Source organism: Pseudomonas sp. NY15374 (genome assembly GCF_048068255.1).
Classification (GTDB): Bacteria; Pseudomonadota; Gammaproteobacteria; order Pseudomonadales; family Pseudomonadaceae; genus Aquipseudomonas; species Aquipseudomonas machongensis.
The window spans coordinates 108,841-123,167 of record NZ_JBLUPZ010000010.1; the positions used below are offsets into that span (position 1 = coordinate 108,841).

The window sequence follows — 14,327 nt, forward strand, 5'->3', positions numbered from 1 at the left end:
ATGGAGAACAATCAGCCCATCATCGTCAAGCGCGTCAAGCGCTACGGCGACGGCCACCATGGCGGCTCCTGGAAGATCGCCTTCGCCGACTTCGCCACGGCGATGATGGCGTTCTTCCTGGTGCTGTGGTTGCTGTCCACGGCCACCCCGGAGCAGAAGATCGCCATCGCCGGCTACTTCAAGGATCCGATCGGCTTCTCCGAGAGCGGTACGCCCTACGTCATCGACCTGGGCGGCTCGCCGCAGCTGGCCCCGGAAAAGACCATCAACCCGGAGGAGAAGTCCGAGCCGACGCCTGACACCAGCGTGCAGATGGACAAGGACCGGATCGAGACCATGGCCGACCAGGTCGAGCAGGAGCGGCTGCAACTGCTGCTGCAGGAGCTGCAGAACAAGGTCGAGGAAAATCCGCAACTGCAGAAGTTCAAGGACCAGATCCTGTTCGAGATCACCCAGGACGGCCTGCGCATCCAGATCATGGATGCCGAGAACCGGCCGATGTTCGACCTCGGCAGTGCGCGCCTGAAGCCCTACTTCGAAGACATCCTGCTGGCGATGGCCGACACCATCAAGGCCGTGCCGAACAAGATCAGCGTCAGCGGCCACACCGATGCCAAGCCTTATGCCGGTACCGGTGATTTCGGCAACTGGGAGCTGTCGGCCAACCGTGCCAACGCCGCGCGACGTGCGCTGGTGGCGGGTGGTTATCCGGATGGCCAGGTGGCGCGAGTGGTGGGTTACGCCTCGTCGTCGCTGTTCGACCGCGAAAACCCGTTCAACCCGGTCAACCGCCGGATCGACATCATCGTGCTGACCAAAAAAGCGCAGCGGGATATCGAGGGCGAGCAGGGTGCACCTGAGGCACCGGCCAACCCAACCCCGCCTGCCGATGCGGCGCCAGGAGCCCCTGGTGCCTCCGCCGCGCCGGCCGATGGCTCGACGCCGATGCAGCCGCGCGAGCTGCGCCAGAAGCTGAACATCTTCGAGGATGGCGTGCTGAAGATGGACGAGCCCAAGGAAAACTGAGGCCGTCATCTGCAGGAGCGGCGCAACGCCGCTCCTGCATCTTCAGTAGGTGTCTTGCGTCAGGCTTGCCACGATCGAGCGGTAGCTGTGCATCCGCTGCGCCGAGATACGCCCTTCCTCCAGCCCTTTGAGCAACGCGCAGCCGGGCTCGCGGTCATGCTTGCAGTCGCGGAAGCGACAGTTGCCGAGCAGGTCGCGGAACTCGATGAAGCCCGCTTCCACATCGTCACGGCTGACATGCGCCAAGCCAAACTCGCGGATACCGGGGGAGTCGATCAGGTCGCCGCCGTTGGGGAAGTGGTAGAGCCGTGCGGTGGTGGTGGTGTGGGTACCCTGGCCCGACCACTCCGACAGATCGCCCACCCGCGTTTGCGCTTGCGGCAGCAGGCTGTTGACCAGCGACGACTTGCCCACACCCGACTGCCCGACGAACACGCTGATGTGCTCGTCCAGTGTCTGCTGCAGGCGCTGCATGCCATCGCCGTGGTGTGCGGACACTTCCAGCAGCGGGTAACCGAGATCGCGGTACACCGCCAGCAGCGCATTGAGCGTCGCTGCGTTGTCGTCGTTGATCAGGTCGGCCTTGTTCAGCAACAGCAGCGGGCGGATGCCAGCGTGCTCGGCAGCAACCAGGTAGCGGTCGATGAGATTGGCCTGGGGCTCGGGTGCTGGGGCGAAGACGATCACGATCAGGTCGACGTTGGCCGCGACCGGCTTGAGCTGGCCGTGGTTGTTCGGCCGGCACAGCTCGGTGCTGCGCGGCATCTGCGCGACGATCACACCGTTGCCCTGGTTGCCGGCCCGCCAGACCACCTTGTCGCCTGTGACCAGGGCAGGCAGGTTGGCGCGCAAGTGGCAGCGGAACACCTGGCCTGCGACGTCGCCGTCCTGGGCCTCGACCTCGACCGTGACGCCGAAGTGGGCGATCACCAGGCCCAGTTGTTCGGGCCCCAGGTCGCCGCCTTCGAGCTCTTGCAGGGCGTGCTGCTCGCGTTTGGCGGCGCGGGCGGCGCGTTCACCCTGGATCTTTTCGATGCGCCAGTTCTGGCGGCGGTTGAGCTGGCGTTTGGCCATGGAGGTTCCGTGTTGGCGGGGCAAAAGAAAACGGCAGGCAGTTTAGCACGCTCCACTAGGCTAATATGTTGGCCTATTCGAGGAGCTCATTCATGCACAACCCACAGAACCTGATCTGGATCGATCTGGAGATGACCGGCCTGGATCCGGACAACGACGTCATCATCGAGATGGCCACTATCGTCACCGACAGCGAGCTGAACACCCTGGCCGAAGGCCCGGTGATCGCCATTCATCACAGCGACGAAGTCCTGGCGCGCATGGACGAGTGGAACACCCGCACCCATGGCGCCTCGGGCCTGACCCAGCGCGTGCGCGAAAGCCGTATCGACATGGCCGAAGCTGAAGCCCAGACCATCGCCTTTCTCGAGCAGTGGGTACCAAAGGGCAAGTCACCCATCTGCGGCAACAGCATCTGTCAGGACCGCCGCTTCCTCTATCGTCACATGCGCGCGCTGGAAGGCTACTTCCACTACCGCAACCTCGATGTCTCCACACTCAAGGAGCTCGCTGCGCGCTGGGCGCCGGACGTGCGCGACAGCTTCAAGAAAGGCAGCACCCACCTGGCACTGGATGACATCCGCGAGTCGATCGCCGAGCTGCGTCACTACCGCGAGCATTTCATCAAGGTCTGATGAATCAGGGGGCGTGCATACGCCCCCTTTTGGTGCCACGCGCGACTGAGTAGACTGCGCGCCTTTTCTCGCACGGATCTGCGCCATGCTGTTGATGCTCTACCTCATCGCCATCACTGCCGAAGCCATGACTGGCGCCTTGTCCGCTGGCCGGCGCGGCATGGACTGGTTCGGCGTGGTACTGATCGCCTGCATCACCGCCCTGGGTGGCGGCTCGGTGCGCGACGTACTGCTCGGGCACTACCCGCTGACCTGGGTGAAGCACCCCGAATACCTGGTGCTGACCAGTTTCGCCGCATTGCTGACGATCTTCATCGCGCCGCTGATGCGTCACCTGCGCTCGCTGTTCCTGGTCCTCGACGCCCTCGGATTGGTGGCCTTCACCTTGATCGGCTGCATGACTGCACTGGAAATGGGCCAGGGGATGCTGGTGGCGTCGATCAGCGGGGTGATCACCGGTGTGTTCGGCGGGATCTTGCGCGATATCTTCTGCAACGACATTCCGCTGGTGTTTCGTCGGGAGCTGTATGCCAGCGTGTCGTTCGCTGCGGCCTGGTTCTATCTGGGTTGCGTGTACTTCAAGGTGCCGGCCGAGCAGGCGATGCTGCTGACGCTGTTTGGCGGCTTCCTCTTGCGTTTGCTGGCCATCCGCTTTCACTGGGAAATGCCCAAGTTCCACTACAACGACGAGCATTGAGTCTTCGGGATCGAATGCGGCCTTTTCGCGGGCAAGTCGGAGCGCGAAAAGGTCGTACTGTTCCTGTCAGCCCGCCGCCTCGTGCCGCGCCAACGCCCACTCCACGTGGTCCCTGACCAATGCCGAAGGATGCTCGCGCCGCGCTTTCAGGGCCTCGAGCACGGCGATCGTCGAAGGTGCATTGCCCAGCCCGACCGCCAGGTTGCGCAGCCAGCGCTCGTAACCGGCGCGACGTAGCGGCGAGCCTTCGGTGCGGCTGAGAAAGGTCTTTTCGTCCCACAGGAACAGTGCCGCCAGCTCGGCGTTGTCCAGCCCGTGGCGCGGCTTGAAGTCGTCCTCGCCGGTCGATTTGGCGAAGCGGTTCCAGGGGCAGACGATCTGGCAGTCGTCGCAACCGAACACCCGGTTGCCTATCAGAGGTCGCAGCTCCAGCGGGATCGCGCCCTTGAGCTCGATGGTGAGGTACGAGATGCAGCGCCGCGCATCGAGCTGGTAGGGCCCGACGAAGGCCGCGGTGGGGCAGATGTCCAGGCACGCCTGGCAGCGCCCGCAATGCTCGCTGGTCTGGGCTTCGTCGGCGGGCAGTGGCAGATCGACAAACAGCTCGGCGAGGAAGAAGTAGCTGCCCGCCTTACGGTTGAGCAGCAGGGTGTTCTTGCCGATCCAGCCGAGCCCGGCCTGTTGGGCGATGGCCTTTTCCAGTACCGGAGCGCTGTCGACGAAAGCGCGGTAGCCGAAGGGGCCGATGGTTTCCTGGATGCGGTCGGCCAGGTGCTGCACGCGCTTGCGCACCAGCTTGTGGTAGTCGCGGCCCAGTGCGTAGCGAGAGATATAGGCTTTTTCCGGTTGAGCCAGGCGCTGGGCCATCTGCGTATCGCCGGGCAGATAGTCCATGCGCAGCGAAACCACCCGCAAGGTGCCGGGGATCAGTTCGGCAGGGCGCGAACGTTTCGTGCCGTGCGCTGCCATATAGTCCATCTCGCCGTGATGGCCGGCTTCAAGCCAGCGCTGCAAGTGCTGTTCATGCTCGCCAAGCTCGACATCGGCGATGCCCACGTGGGCAAAACCGAGTTCGCGACCCCAATCCTTGATCGATTGGGCCAGTACTGGAAGGTCTAGAGAGGAGGCGGACATGGATGGACAAGGCATTGCAGGCTCAGGTGCGTATAATTCTGCCAGACATCGGAGCCTTTGACCCCATGCCTCAGACCAAACACCACGCCAATACCCCGCAAACGCTCAGCAGCGTGACCGTCGCGCACCTGCCTGCGCGGCCAGCAACTGCCCACAAGGGCGATTTTGGCCATGTGCTGGTGGTTGGCGGCGACTTGGGTACCGGCGGCGCCGTGCTGCTCAGTGCCGAGGCCGCGCTGCGCTGTGGTGCCGGGCTGGTCAGCGTGGCGACACGCCCCGAGCATGTGGGCGCGAGCCTCAGCCGCCTGCCGGAAACCATGTGCCTGGGCGTCAGTTCGGCCAACCAGTTGATGGCGGTGCTGGAGCGCGCTTCGGTGTTGGTGGTCGGGCCTGGTCTTGGCCAGGCGGCCTGGGGCCGCAGCCTGCTGTCGGCAGTCGCCAATGCGCACCTGCCGCAGGTCTGGGACGCCGATGCGCTCAACCTGCTGGCGCGCACGCCCCTGGCCTTGCCGGGCGGCAGCATCCTGACCCCGCATCCTGGGGAGGCCGCGCGCTTGCTGGGCGTTTCCACCGAGGCCGTGCAGGCCGACCGGCCCGGGGCTGCACGTAAACTGGCGCGTCGCTACGACAGTGTCTGCGTGCTCAAGGGCGCCGGAACCCTGGTCGCCGACCCGAGCGGCCAGTTGCGGCTGTGCGAACGAGGCCACCCGGCCATGGCCGGTGCCGGCCTGGGTGATGTGCTGACCGGCGTGCTGGCCGCGTTGCTCGCCCAGGGCCTGGACGCCTGGCAGGCGGCGGGCCTGGGCGTCTGGTTACACGCCTGCGCTGGCGAACGCCTGGGCGCGCAGGGCAGAGGTCTGGCGGCCAGCGATCTGGCTCCGGTCATTCGAGAATTGTTGGAGGAGCATTCAGCGTGTCAGGCATAACCCTGTTTCTGGCCGACGAGCCGGCTACCGTTGCGTTCGGCGCAGCGCTCGCCAAGGTCACCGGCGGCCATGGCGTGATCTTTCTGGAAGGCGATCTGGGCGCCGGCAAGACCACCTTGTCGCGAGGCCTGATCCGTGGATTGGGTCACACTGGCGCAGTAAAAAGCCCGACCTTCACCGTGGTCGAACCTTATGAAATAGGCGATATCCGCGCCTTCCATTTCGATCTTTACCGCCTGGTCGACCCGGAAGAGCTAGAGTTCATGGGAATTCGCGATTATTTCGAAGGCGATCCGCTGTGTCTTTTCGAATGGCCGCAGAAGGGCGCGGGCGTTTTGCCAAAGCCCGACCTGACCATTACCATAAGCCCCCAGGCGGGCGGCCGCTCGCTGAACCTGTCGCCGCAGGGGGCTCGCGGTGAAGCCTGGTGTGCCGCTCTGGCTGCCGAAAACAAATCGTAAGTGGGGAAAGGTATGCTGCGCATTCGCGCACTGGTCGCCGTCGTTGGACTGCTGCTGACAGCGGTGACCGTTGACGCTCTGGCCGTCACACAAGTCAAGAGCATGCGCCTGTGGCGCGCGCCGGACAACACTCGCCTGGTCTTCGATCTGTCGGGCCCGGTGCAGCACAGCGTCTTCACGCTCAGCGCGCCTGATCGCCTGGTCATCGACATCAATGGTGCGACGCTCGCCTCGCCATTGAACGTCTCCACCTCGAACACGCCTATCACCAGCGTGCGCTCGGCCCAGCGTACCGCCACCGACCTGCGCGTGGTGGTCGACCTGAAAAAGGCTGTCACGCCCAAAAGCTTCACCCTTGCACCCAACGCCCAGTACGGCAATCGCCTGGTGGTCGACCTGTACGACCAGGAAGCCGATGCGGTTGCCGCCAGCAACCCCACGCCGCCGCCGGTCACCCAGGCGCCAGCCACCACGCCCGCAGTACCGGTGACACCGGCGCAACCAGCGATCAAGTTGCCGCCGGTGCCCAACGGCAAGCGTGACATCGTGGTCGCCATCGACGCCGGCCATGGCGGGGAAGACCCCGGCGCCTCCGGCTCGCGTGGCCAGCACGAGAAAGACATCGTGCTCGATATCGCGCGCGAGCTTCAGCGCCAGATCAACACCGAGAAAGGTTATCGCGCCGAACTGACCCGGACCGGCGATTACTTCATTCCGTTGCGCAAGCGCACTGAGATAGCCCGCAAGAAGGGCGCTGACCTGTTTATCTCCATCCACGCCGACGCCGCGCCGTCGAAAGCGGCCTTCGGCGCCTCGGTATTTGCCCTGTCCGACCGTGGCGCTACCTCCGAGACCGCGCGCTGGCTGGCCGACAGCGAGAACCGCTCCGACCTTATCGGTGGTGCCGGTAACGTCAGCCTCGATGACAAGGACCGCATGCTTGCCGGTGTGCTGCTCGACCTCTCGATGACGGCCACGCTCAGTTCCAGCCTCAACGTGGGCCAGAAAGTGCTGGGCAACATGGGCCGCATCACGCCGCTGCACAAGCAGCGCGTGGAACAGGCGGGATTCATGGTGCTGAAGTCGCCGGACATTCCGTCGATCCTGGTCGAGACCGGTTTCATCTCAAACGCCAACGAAGCCAACAAGCTGGCAACCAAGAGTCACCAGCAGGCGCTGGCCCGCTCGATTCATAGCGGTGTGCGCCAGTTCTTCCAGCAGAACCCGCCGCCAGGCACCTACATCGCCTGGTTGCGCGATTCCGGCAAGATCGCCCAGGGTCCACGTGAACACAGCGTGCGCCCGGGCGAGACGCTGGCGATGATCGCCGTGCGTTATCAGGTCAGCGTTGCCAGCCTGCGCAGCACCAACAACCTCAAGAGCGATGAGCTCAAGGTCGGTCAGCACCTCGATATCCCGGCCACCACCCTGGCGTCCCAGCAATGAGTGGTGATTCGCGAATCCAGCTGCTCAGCCCGCGGCTGGCCAACCAGATCGCCGCCGGCGAGGTGGTCGAACGCCCGGCGTCGGTGGCCAAGGAGCTGCTGGAGAACAGCCTGGATTCCGGTGCCCGGCGCATCGACGTGGATGTCGAACAGGGCGGCGTGAAGCTGCTGCGCGTGCGTGACGATGGCAGTGGCATCGCCCCGGACGACCTGCCTCTGGCGCTGGCGCGCCACGCAACCAGCAAGATCCGCGAGCTGGAAGACCTTGAGGGCGTGCTCAGCCTGGGCTTTCGTGGCGAGGCACTTGCGTCGATCAGTTCGGTAGCGCGCCTGACCCTGACCTCGCGTACCGCCAATGCCAGCGAAGCCTGGCAGGTCGAGACCGAAGGCCGAGACATGCTCCCGCGGGTTCAGCCGGCGGCGCACCCCATCGGTACTTCGGTCGAAGTACGCGACCTGTTCTTCAACACCCCGGCCCGGCGCAAGTTCCTCAAGGCCGAGAAAACCGAATTCGATCATCTGCAGGAAGTGATCCGGCGCCTGGCGCTGGCGCGCTTTGATGTGGGCTTTCACCTGCGCCACAACGGCAAGAGCATCCTCAGCCTGCATGAGGCGCCCGACGAGCTGTCGCGCGCGCGGCGGGTCGGGGCGATCTGCGGGCCTGGCTTCCTCGAGCAGGCGCTGCCGATCGAGGTAGAGCGCAATGGCCTGCGCCTTTGGGGCTGGGTCGGCTTGCCGACCTTCTCGCGCAGCCAGGCAGACCTGCAGTACTTCTTCGTCAATGGCCGCGCGGTGCGCGACAAACTGGTCGCCCACGCGGTGCGCCAGGCCTACCGCGACGTGCTGTTCAACGGCCGGCATCCGACATTCGTGCTGTTCCTGGAGCTCGATCCCACCGGTGTCGATGTCAACGTGCACCCGACCAAGCACGAAGTGCGCTTTCGTGAAGGGCGGATGGTCCACGACTTCCTGTACGGCACCTTGCACCGTGCGCTGGCCGATGTGCGCCCCGAGGATCAGCTCGCGGCGCCGGCGGCTACCACTGAAATCGTGCGTCCCAGCGGCCTGCAGGCCGGTGAGTTCGGCCCCCAGGGCGAGATGCGCCTGGCCTCCTCGGTGCTCGAACAGCCCCAGGCGCAACAGCAGCCGTCATTCTCCAGCGGTGGTGCGGGCGCAGGCTACCAGTACCAGTACACGCCACGCCCGTCGCAGCCGGTGCCGGCAGCAGAGGCGCAAGCAGTCTACCGCGAGTACTTCGCCCCGCTGGAGACCAGCGTCCAGCCGCCTGTGGCGCTGCCGGAAAGCCAGGGTGACATTCCACCGCTGGGCTATGCCCTGGCTCAGCTCAAGGGCATCTACATCCTCGCCGAGAACGCCGTGGGCCTGGTGCTGGTAGACATGCACGCCGCCCATGAGCGGATCATGTACGAGCGCCTGAAGCTGGCGATGGCCAGCGAAGGGCTCAGTGGCCAGCCGCTGCTGGTGCCCGAGTCACTGGCGGTGAGCCAGCGTGAGGCCGACTGCGCCGAGGAACATGCCCAGACCTTCCAGCGCCTGGGCTTCGAGCTGCAGCGCCTGGGCCCGGAAACCCTGGCGATCCGCCAGATCCCCGCGTTGCTCAAGCAGGCCGAGGCCAACCGCCTGGTGCAGGATGTACTCGCCGAGCTCATGGAGTACGGCACCAGCGACCGCATTCAGGCGCACATCAACGAGCTGCTCGGCACCATGGCCTGCCACGGTGCGGTGCGTGCCAACCGACGCCTGGCGATCCCGGAGATGAACGCCTTGCTGCGTGACATGGAGAACACCGAGCGCAGCGGCCAGTGCAACCACGGCCGACCGACCTGGACCCAGATGGGCCTGGATGATCTGGACAAACTTTTCCTGCGCGGTCGATGACATGAGTGGCAAGCCCCCAGCGATTTTTCTCATGGGCCCGACGGCTGCCGGCAAGACCGACCTGGCCATTGCCCTTACACAGTCCCTGCCTTGCGAGCTGATCAGCGTCGACTCGGCCATGGTCTACCGCGGTATGGACATCGGCACCGCCAAGCCTTCGCCAGAGGTGTTGGCTGCCCATCCGCACCGGCTGGTAGACATCCGCGACCCGGCCGAGAGCTATTCGGCGGCGCAATTCTGTGGCGATGCGCTGCAGGCCATGGCCGAGATCACTGCGCGTGGCAAGATCCCGCTGCTGGTCGGCGGCACCATGCTGTACTACAAGGCGCTGGTGGACGGCCTGGCCGACATGCCGCCCGCTGATGCCGAGGTTCGCGCCGAACTCGAGGTCCAGGCCCGCGAGCTGGGCCTGGGGGAGCTGCACCGGCAGTTGGCCGAGATCGACCCGGTATCGGCGGCGCGCATTCATCCGAACGATCCGCAGCGGTTGATCCGTGCGCTGGAGGTATACCGGGTGAGCGGCCAGAGCATGACCGCCCACCGCGAGCGTCAATCAGCCGAAACCCGCGGTTCAGACGCAGGCGCGGGCGGACATTTGCCCTATACTGTCGCCAGTCTGGCGATTGCGCCTACAGATCGTCACATTTTGCATGAGCGAATTGCGCTACGATTTTCGCAGATGCTGGAACAGGGCTTCGTCGACGAGGTCCGAGAGCTGCGGGCCAGAAGTGACTTGCATGTCGGGCTGCCGTCTATACGGGCAGTGGGGTACAGGCAGGTATGGGACTATCTGGACAGCAAACTGACAGCCGAGCAGATGCGCGAACGCGGTATCATCGCCACCCGCCAGCTGGCCAAGCGGCAGTTCACCTGGTTGCGTAGCTGGTCCGACGTACACTGGCTGGACAGCCTGGCCTGCGACAATCTGTCCCGCACCTTGAAATACCTGGAATCGGTCTCCATATTGAGCTGAGTCCCTGCAATTGCCGTCTATTCTTGCGACTGACGGCCTTAATGAACGAATTTTTTCAGTTTTTTACTATTGATCCTTACAGGAGTGCGGCATATGTCAAAAGGGCATTCGCTACAAGACCCTTACTTGAACACCTTGAGAAAAGAAAAGGTCCCGGTCTCGATCTACCTGGTCAACGGCATCAAGCTGCAAGGCCAGATCGAATCTTTCGACCAGTTCGTCGTGCTGCTGAAGAACACCGTCAGCCAGATGGTCTACAAGCACGCGATTTCCACTGTCGTACCTGCCCGTCCGGTTCGTCTGCCAAGCCCGTCCGATTCCGAGCACGGCGACAGCGAGCCAGGCAACGCCTGATAGGAGCCTGCATTGTTCTTTGAGCGCCACGGTGGTGGTGAGCGGGCGTTGCTCGTTCACTTGGAAGGTCAGAACCCTGAGGCGCGCGAAGACCCGCAGGAGTTTCAGGAGCTGGCACTGTCGGCCGGAGCGGACATCGTCCACCTGGCCACGGTTGCCCGGCACCAGCCCACAGCCAAGTTTCTGATCGGCAGCGGCAAGGTCGAGGAACTGCGCGACCTGGTCAAGGCCGAAGAAGCCGACCTGGTGATTTTCAATCACACCCTCACGCCCAGTCAGGAGCGCAACCTCGAGCGCGTCTTCGAGTGCCGCGTGCTTGACCGTACCGGTCTGATTCTCGATATCTTCGCCCAACGGGCGCGAACTCACGAAGGCAAGCTGCAGGTCGAACTGGCCCAGCTCGAACACATGAGCACGCGGCTGGTGCGCGGCTGGACCCACCTTGAGCGACAGAAAGGTGGTATCGGTCTGCGCGGCCCGGGTGAAACCCAGCTTGAAACCGACCGCCGCCTGCTGCGGGTGCGCCTGCGTCAGATCAAGGCGCGTCTGGAGAAGGTGCGCAGCCAACGCGAGCAGGCCCGGCGCGGACGCAAGCGCGCGGACATCCCCTCGGTGTCGCTGGTGGGCTATACCAACGCCGGCAAGTCCACGCTGTTCAACGCCCTGACGCAATCGGAGGTGTACGCGGCCGACCAGTTGTTCGCCACACTCGACCCGACATTGCGCAGGCTCGAGCTGGACGACCTGGGGCCGATCGTGCTGGCCGACACCGTGGGCTTCATTCGCCACCTGCCGCACAAGCTGGTCGAGGCTTTTCGGGCTACGCTCGAAGAGTCGAGCAACTCCGATCTGCTGCTGCATGTGATCGATGCGCACGAGCCCGAGCGCATGGAGCAGATCGAACAGGTGCTCGCGGTGCTGGGCGAGATCGGTGCCGAAGGCTTGCCGATCCTCGAGGTCTATAACAAACTCGACCTGCTCGAAGATGTCGAGCCGCAGATCCAGCGCGATGCCGACGGCAAGCCGGAGCGGGTCTGGGTTTCGGCCCGCGACGGGCGTGGCCTTGAGCTTGTGGGGCAGGCGATAGCCGAATTGCTGGGGGATGATCTGTTTGTCGGAACCCTGCGCCTGGAACAGCGACTTGCACGCTTGCGCGCGCAATTCTTCGAACTGGGGGCAGTGCAAGGCGAAGAACACGATGAACAGGGCAGCAGCTTGCTGAGCGTGCGTCTGCCCCGGGTCGAGCTCAATCGCCTGATCAGCCGCGCAGGCCTTGAGCCTGAAGTGTTCATCGAGCAACACACTTTGCAATAAATGCCCGTCGAGGTCGCCGGGCAGCCGTGACAGGCATTCTGTAGCATTGGACGGCGCGCCGTGGGCGCGTCTTTGCTTTATCAGATGGAGAGCGCTATGGCTTGGAACGAGCCGGGTGGCAACTCGAACAATCAGGATCCCTGGGGCGGCCGCCGTGGTGGCGGTGGTGGTGGCGACAAGAAGGGACCACCGGATCTCGACGAGGCCTTCCGCAAGCTGCAGGACAGCCTGAACGGCATGTTCGGCGGCAGCAAGAAACGCGGTGGCGGTGGTGACCGCAACATCGGCAAGGGTGGCGGCTACGGCTTGCTGGGCATTGGCCTGGCAGTTCTGGCGGCAATCTGGCTGTACAGCGCCGTCTACGTGGTCGACGAGCAGGAGCAGGCCGTGGTGCTGCGCTTCGGCAAGTACTACGAGACCGTGGGGCCGGGCCTGAACATCTACTTCCCGCCGATCGACCGCAAGTACATGGAAAACGTCACGCGTGAGCGTGCGTACACCAAGCAGGGCCAGATGCTCACCGAGGACGAGAACATCGTCGAGGTGCCGCTGACCGTGCAGTACAAGATCAGCAACCTGCAGGACTTCGTTCTCAACGTCGACCAGCCGGAAGTAAGCTTGCAGCACGCCACCGACAGTGCCCTGCGCCATGTCGTGGGCTCCACCTCGATGGACCAGGTGCTGACCGAAGGTCGTGAGCAGATGGCCGTGGATATCCGCGAACGCCTGCAGCGCTTCCTCGACACCTACCGCACCGGTATCACCGTCACCCAGGTCAACGTACAGAGCGCGGCAGCCCCGCGTGAAGTGCAGGAAGCCTTCGACGACGTGATCCGCGCCCGTGAGGACGAGCAGCGTGCGCGCAACCAGGCCGAGTCCTACGCCAATGGCGTGGTGCCTGAGGCCCGTGGTCAGGCGCAGCGCATCATCGAGGACGCCAACGGTTACCGCGATGAAGTGATCGCCCGCGCCAAGGGTGAGGCCGATCGCTTCACCAAGCTGGTCGCCGAGTACCGCAAGGCGCCGGACGTCACCCGTCAGCGTCTGTACCTGGAGACCATGCAGGAGGTGTACAGCAACACCAGCAAGGTCATGGTGGCCACCAAGGACGGGCAGAACAACCTGCTCTACCTGCCACTGGACAAGATGGTCGAAGGCAGCCGCAACACTGCAGCGCCGTCCAGCAGCGTGTCGCCGTCGGTCAACGACGCCGCCACTCGCGCTGTACAGGACCTGCAACAGCAACAACAGCCGCTGCGCACTAGGGAGAGCCGCTGATGAGCAATAAATCGCTGTTCGCCCTGATTGCCGCCGTGGTGCTGGCGATCGTCGCCTGGAACTGCTTCTACATCGTGTCGCAGACCGAGCGGGCGGTATTGCTGCAGTTCGGCCGTGTGGTCCAGGCGGATGTCCAGCCGGGCCTGCATGTGAAGGTTCCGTACGTCAACCAGGTGCGCAAGTTCGACGCCCGTCTGATGACCCTCGACGCCCCGACCCAGCGTTTCCTGACGCTGGAGAAGAAAGCCGTGATGGTCGATGCCTACGCCAAGTGGCGGGTGAAGGACGCCGAGCGTTTCTACACCGCGACCTCGGGCATGAAGCAGATCGCCGACGAGCGTCTGTCGCGTCGTCTGGAAAGCGGCCTGCGTGACCAGTTCGGTAAGCGCACCCTGCATGAGGTGGTATCCGGTGAACGTGACGCGCTGATGGCCGACATCACCGCTTCGTTGAACCGCATGGCCAACAAGGAGCTGGGGATCGAGGTCATCGACGTCCGCGTCAAGGCCATCGACCTACCGAAGGAAGTCAACCGCAGCGTGTTCGACCGCATGAGCACCGAGCGTGAGCGTGAAGCGCGCGAGCACCGTGCCAAGGGTAACGAGCTGGCTGAAGGTATTCGTGCAGATGCCGATCGTCAGCGCCGTGTGCTGCTGGCTGAAGCCTACCGTGAAGCTGAAGAAACCCGTGGTGATGGCGATGCCCAATCGGCTGCCATCTATGCCAAGGCCTACGGCCAGGACGCTGATTTCTATGTGTTCTACCGCAGCCTGCAGGCTTATCGCGAGAGCTTTGCCAGCAAGAGCGACGTGCTGGTCCTGGATCCGAAGAACGAGTTCTTCCGCTTCCTGGACAAGAGCAAGCCGTAACAGGAAAGACCCCCGCCGGGCAGCTAAAACGCCCGGTGGGGTGCATCCCGAATCAAAAGGGGTGTATGATGAGTCAGCCGGGAAATTCCCGGCTTTTTTGCGTCTGCAAGGTTGATTGGCCCCAGGCTTTTTGACGACTTGGACAGGACGCGCAGTTTTTCGAGGGTGTTGGCACGGCGGCGGCGCTGGGATCGGTGCTGCCTGCTGTTGTGCGCCAATGCCTGCTTCACAGACGGCTAACC

At 64.0% G+C, this 14,327-nt stretch carries 14 protein-coding genes; 12 read left to right on the forward strand and 2 right to left on the reverse strand.

The window, feature by feature from the left end:
- Nucleotides 1-1,026 (forward strand): flagellar motor protein MotB, encoded by a 1,026-nt coding sequence (motB, locus tag ACNFHO_RS20375; protein WP_153774214.1) that lies wholly within the window; start codon nt 1-3, stop codon nt 1,024-1,026.
- A 42-nt stretch (nt 1,027-1,068) separates the two neighbouring features.
- On the opposite strand, the gene rsgA is transcribed toward motB, so the two are convergent.
- A complete protein-coding gene (gene rsgA, locus ACNFHO_RS20380) occupies nt 1,069-2,100 on the reverse strand; it encodes a small ribosomal subunit biogenesis GTPase RsgA (RefSeq protein ID WP_063546413.1) in 1,032 nt (343 codons plus the stop codon).
- Nucleotides 2,101-2,192: 92 nt separating this feature from the next.
- Here rsgA and orn point away from each other — a divergent pair, with 92 nt between their 5' ends.
- Together orn and ACNFHO_RS20390 are read left to right on the forward strand one after the other, a co-directional pair.
- Entirely contained in the window at nt 2,193-2,735 is a 543-nt protein-coding gene (orn, locus tag ACNFHO_RS20385; protein ID WP_054893178.1) for an oligoribonuclease, read from the forward strand.
- Nucleotides 2,736-2,820: 85 nt separating this feature from the next.
- Nucleotides 2,821-3,432 carry a trimeric intracellular cation channel family protein gene (locus ACNFHO_RS20390; RefSeq protein WP_054893179.1) on the forward strand — a complete coding sequence of 204 codons (612 nt, stop codon included), beginning with the start codon at nt 2,821-2,823 and terminating at the stop codon, nt 3,430-3,432.
- A 66-nt stretch (nt 3,433-3,498) separates the two neighbouring features.
- On the opposite strand, the gene queG is transcribed toward ACNFHO_RS20390, so the two are convergent.
- Nucleotides 3,499-4,566 (reverse strand): tRNA epoxyqueuosine(34) reductase QueG, encoded by a 1,068-nt coding sequence (gene queG, locus ACNFHO_RS20395; RefSeq protein WP_063546409.1) that lies wholly within the window; start codon nt 4,564-4,566, stop codon nt 3,499-3,501.
- 65 nt (nt 4,567-4,631) lie between these two features.
- Here queG and ACNFHO_RS20400 point away from each other — a divergent pair, with 65 nt between their 5' ends.
- From ACNFHO_RS20400 to hflC, 9 genes are all read left to right on the forward strand, one after another.
- Complete coding sequence (locus ACNFHO_RS20400; RefSeq protein ID WP_063546900.1) at nt 4,632-5,492, forward strand: NAD(P)H-hydrate dehydratase; 861 nt, start codon at nt 4,632-4,634, stop codon at nt 5,490-5,492.
- Nucleotides 5,489-5,953 carry a tRNA (adenosine(37)-N6)-threonylcarbamoyltransferase complex ATPase subunit type 1 TsaE gene (gene tsaE, locus ACNFHO_RS20405; protein ID WP_371105594.1) on the forward strand — a complete coding sequence of 155 codons (465 nt, stop codon included), beginning with the start codon at nt 5,489-5,491 and terminating at the stop codon, nt 5,951-5,953. The genes ACNFHO_RS20400 and tsaE overlap by 4 nt, the downstream gene beginning before the upstream one ends.
- A complete protein-coding gene (locus tag ACNFHO_RS20410) occupies nt 5,954-7,399 on the forward strand; it encodes an N-acetylmuramoyl-L-alanine amidase (RefSeq protein WP_196759876.1) in 1,446 nt (481 codons plus the stop codon).
- A complete protein-coding gene (gene mutL / locus ACNFHO_RS20415; protein WP_416767172.1) occupies nt 7,396-9,297 on the forward strand; it encodes a DNA mismatch repair endonuclease MutL in 1,902 nt (633 codons plus the stop codon). The genes ACNFHO_RS20410 and mutL overlap by 4 nt, the downstream gene beginning before the upstream one ends.
- A gap of 1 nt (nt 9,298) precedes the next feature.
- Nucleotides 9,299-10,270, forward strand: a complete 972-nt coding sequence (gene miaA, locus ACNFHO_RS20420; RefSeq protein ID WP_416767173.1) for a tRNA (adenosine(37)-N6)-dimethylallyltransferase MiaA — start codon at nt 9,299-9,301, stop codon at nt 10,268-10,270.
- A gap of 93 nt (nt 10,271-10,363) precedes the next feature.
- A complete protein-coding gene (hfq, locus tag ACNFHO_RS20425) occupies nt 10,364-10,624 on the forward strand; it encodes an RNA chaperone Hfq (protein WP_029612777.1) in 261 nt (86 codons plus the stop codon).
- Nucleotides 10,625-10,636: 12 nt separating this feature from the next.
- A complete protein-coding gene (hflX, locus tag ACNFHO_RS20430; RefSeq protein ID WP_054893184.1) occupies nt 10,637-11,938 on the forward strand; it encodes a ribosome rescue GTPase HflX in 1,302 nt (433 codons plus the stop codon).
- Nucleotides 11,939-12,034: 96 nt separating this feature from the next.
- The gene (gene hflK, locus ACNFHO_RS20435; protein ID WP_063546405.1) at nt 12,035-13,216 is read left to right on the forward strand and encodes an FtsH protease activity modulator HflK; all 1,182 of its coding nucleotides are present in this window, start codon (nt 12,035-12,037) and stop codon (nt 13,214-13,216) included.
- Nucleotides 13,216-14,085 (forward strand): protease modulator HflC, encoded by an 870-nt coding sequence (gene hflC, locus ACNFHO_RS20440; RefSeq protein WP_054893186.1) that lies wholly within the window; start codon nt 13,216-13,218, stop codon nt 14,083-14,085. Before hflK ends, hflC begins: the two co-directional genes overlap by 1 nt.
- Nucleotides 14,086-14,327: the final 242 nt, after the last annotated feature.

Excerpts from the sequence above, each read along its gene's own strand:
- ACNFHO_RS20400 (WP_063546900.1), top strand. The coding sequence starts at position 4,632 with ATGCCTCAGACCAAACACCACGCCAATACCCCGCAAACGCTCAGCAGC.
- rsgA (WP_063546413.1), bottom strand. The coding sequence starts at position 2,100 with ATGGCCAAACGCCAGCTCAACCGCCGCCAGAACTGGCGCATCGAAAAG.
- queG (WP_063546409.1), bottom strand. The coding sequence starts at position 4,566 with ATGTCCGCCTCCTCTCTAGACCTTCCAGTACTGGCCCAATCGATCAAG.
- miaA (WP_416767173.1), top strand. The coding sequence starts at position 9,299 with ATGAGTGGCAAGCCCCCAGCGATTTTTCTCATGGGCCCGACGGCTGCC.
- motB (WP_153774214.1), top strand. The coding sequence starts at position 1 with ATGGAGAACAATCAGCCCATCATCGTCAAGCGCGTCAAGCGCTACGGC.
- hfq (WP_029612777.1), top strand. The coding sequence starts at position 10,364 with ATGTCAAAAGGGCATTCGCTACAAGACCCTTACTTGAACACCTTGAGA.
- hflC (WP_054893186.1), top strand. The coding sequence starts at position 13,216 with ATGAGCAATAAATCGCTGTTCGCCCTGATTGCCGCCGTGGTGCTGGCG.
- hflK (WP_063546405.1), top strand. The coding sequence starts at position 12,035 with ATGGCTTGGAACGAGCCGGGTGGCAACTCGAACAATCAGGATCCCTGG.
- orn (WP_054893178.1), top strand. The coding sequence starts at position 2,193 with ATGCACAACCCACAGAACCTGATCTGGATCGATCTGGAGATGACCGGC.
- ACNFHO_RS20390 (WP_054893179.1), top strand. The coding sequence starts at position 2,821 with ATGCTGTTGATGCTCTACCTCATCGCCATCACTGCCGAAGCCATGACT.
- mutL (WP_416767172.1), top strand. The coding sequence starts at position 7,396 with ATGAGTGGTGATTCGCGAATCCAGCTGCTCAGCCCGCGGCTGGCCAAC.